Genomic DNA, 2,994 nt, shown 5'->3' on the forward strand with positions numbered 1-2,994 from the left:
GGAAGCATATCCAATAACTCTGGAACCAACACAATCTCTGTAACTAAGGGAAATATTACAATTAATGGAAATGTATCAGGCTCTTCTAATTCTGCATCCAATACAATCAAAGTAGATGATGGGAATATTACAGCTCTTGGAGACTTTTCCCTCAATGGTGGAACAAACTCAATCAAGGCAGAACAAGGAACACTTACTTTAGGTTCTTCTGGAGCAAAGAGTGCAATTAGCTCAGGGGGAGGATTGACATCAACAACAACCATTAAAGCAAAAACACTCAATGCTTATCTCTCTAAGCTAAATTCAGGAGGCAACACTAATAGTAATAATAGCATCACTATTGAAGCCCAGAGTGCAACTGCTGTGATTGATGAACTTTCTGCAGGTACAAATAAAGCCAATGGTGCAGGAGGAATCACTCTAACATTTGATCAAGCTGATTTGACAATTGGTAAAATGTCTGTAAATTCTAACTCTAACAATACAATAAACTTGAGTGGTACTGCTGTAGTCAATGGAAATATAGAAAAAGCAAATAATGGAAAAAATAACTTCACCCTTAAGGGAGAGGCTACTTCTCTTACACTCAAAGGTGCAAATAATGCGATTACAACACTTGATACTTCCGCTACAAGCTCAACACTCAATCTTGACGCTTCACTTAATGATAATCTTTCAACCACTATTGATACAATCAGTAATGGAGGTAACTTACAAGTAAATTTTGCTGGAATTAATGCAGAGAAATCTATAAGTCTTACTCTTAATACAGCAACCTCTCAAGAAATTAAAACCCTCTCTATTTTAAGTGGAGTGAAGAACATTCTTACTCTTAATGGAAACAATACAATGACTATTGATGATTCTGTATCAGTGACTGAAGGAAAAGGATTGGCTTTCTTCCTTGATCATGGAACAACTCTTAATCTTGTAAGTGGAATGAGTGGTAATGGGGAAACTAGCATTAATATTGATTCAACTTCAGGCAATAAGAGTGCTGTACTTACTGGAAGTAGTGTTAGAGTTAAAAATGTTAATCTCTCTGGTACAACTTCACAGCTTACACTTAAAAATACACAAACAGATATCTCCACTCTCTCAACTACTACTTCTGCAAGTAGTGTTCTTGAGCTTGATGGAAGTAGCAATAAAGTGACTGCAACAATTCAAGAAATACAAGGAGATAATCTTAAAGTTCTAATGGGCGGAGATAGACATGGAGCAGAACTTAATCTTAATGGGGGTGTAATTAAAAGTATAGAAATTAAAAATGCAGATATTGGCCATAATGTCTTTAACTTTAAAAGTGGCACAACCACAATTACAGATGAAATTAATGGCCAAGTTGTAGCCAATACCAAAGGCTTCACTCTTAATCTTGATGGTGGAAACCTTATACTAGGGAGTGCAATCAGTGCGGGAGATGATAATTTAGGAGGAGAGGCAGAAGTTCATATCTCTGCTGCAACTCTTTTCCTTAAAGGTGGAACTAATGCAATTTCTAAGCTTCAAGGAAATGGGGGAATTGTTGATCTTGCTATGGCAAATTCTGAGGGTAATCCTCTTACAAGAACAATCTCAACAAGAGCCTTTAAAACCCTTAGTGTTAATAAAGAATATTCAGGAATTACAACATTTCATCTTTATATTAATCCAAAAGAAAGTTCTCCAACTAAAGCAGATAAGATTATTTTCAATCAGAATGGGAATGATTTTAAGGCTTCAGGAACTGCGATTTTTACTGTAATGGGAAATGTTGATGATATTTTGGCTGTAACTTATGTAAAAGATGGAAATGATAATGTCCAAATAGGTGAGGGGATGCAGGATATCGATGTTGTAGGTGGAGAAAGTCTTATTGGCTATGATGTGATTAAAGCCCAAGTCATTAAAGAAGATGATGGAAAAGTTTATCTCGGTTCATCCACAAGCCAAGGTGTAGCACCAGAAATCAAAGATGTAGCAAGATCTGCATTGACAGTGAATTATGATCTCTATCTTGCTAACTTCAATTCTTTAAATAAAAGAATGGGAGAATTACGCGATAACCCAAATACTCAAGGTGTGTGGGCAAGAATCTTTGGGGGAGCTATGAGCAGTGACTTTGGAGCGGGAAGTAAAACAGATTATATAACAGCCCAAGGAGGATATGACTATGCTCTAAATGTGGGAGAGAATGTTAAAAATTATGTAGGGGTAACTATTGCTTATGGTAAGTCTTGGACAAAGAGCAATACTCTAAATATTCAAGCAGGTAATGGAGCAAGCATTGCCCTCAAAGATGTAAATTCTTCTATGGTAGAAGTAGGAGTTTATAATAGCTATGTGGCAGATAGCGGTTGGTATAATGACACAATCTTAAAGTTTGACTACATTATGAGCACCTTTAGCATGACTGATAACCCCTCTTTAGAGAGTAAAACCAATAACTTTGCAATGGTGCTCAGTGATGAGTTTGGATATCGCTATAAATTTGGAGGTGATGCAAGTTGGTATATTGATCCACAAGTAGAATTGGCATTAGGATATTTTAATCAAAGTGATTTTAATCGTGAAATGCTTGCCACAAATGCAACACTTCAAGCCTCTCAAGATTCTATTTTTACTCTAAGAACAAGAGCAGGAGCAACATTAGGAAAGAAATTTAGTGTAGCAAAGGGCTTTGCAAGTCTTTATGTAGGAGCATTCTACGAATATGACTATATTAATGGAGGAAATACACAAGCCCTCTCTAAGAGTGGAGTTTCAAACCCTCTTGATAGTGTCCAAAGTAATGGAAGAGCAATGCTTAATATTGGAAGTAATATTGGACTTACAGAGAATGCAAGACTTTATATTGATGTAGAAAAGAGCTTTGGAGATAAGCAAAGAACCTTTATGCAATTTAACTTTGGAGCAAGATACAGTTTCTAAAGAAGAGATTAAAGTTTAAATTTTCTAGTTGGGGGTGGGCTAGAAAAAGACTTAATTCATCTTTGTGTTTTCGGTTTTTGC

The 2,994-nt window shown here is 36.1% G+C and carries 1 protein-coding gene; it reads left to right on the top strand.

What is annotated here, in order from left to right; translation table 11 throughout:
* On the top strand, positions 1-2,913 hold a 2,913-nt coding region (locus tag CQA62_RS06660), incomplete at its 5' end, for an autotransporter outer membrane beta-barrel domain-containing protein (protein ID WP_115585141.1).
* Between the last annotated feature and the right edge of the window lie 81 nt (positions 2,914-2,994).

This window comes from Helicobacter cholecystus (genome assembly GCF_003364215.1).
In the GTDB taxonomy this organism is placed as follows: domain Bacteria; phylum Campylobacterota; class Campylobacteria; order Campylobacterales; family Helicobacteraceae; genus Helicobacter_G; species Helicobacter_G cholecystus.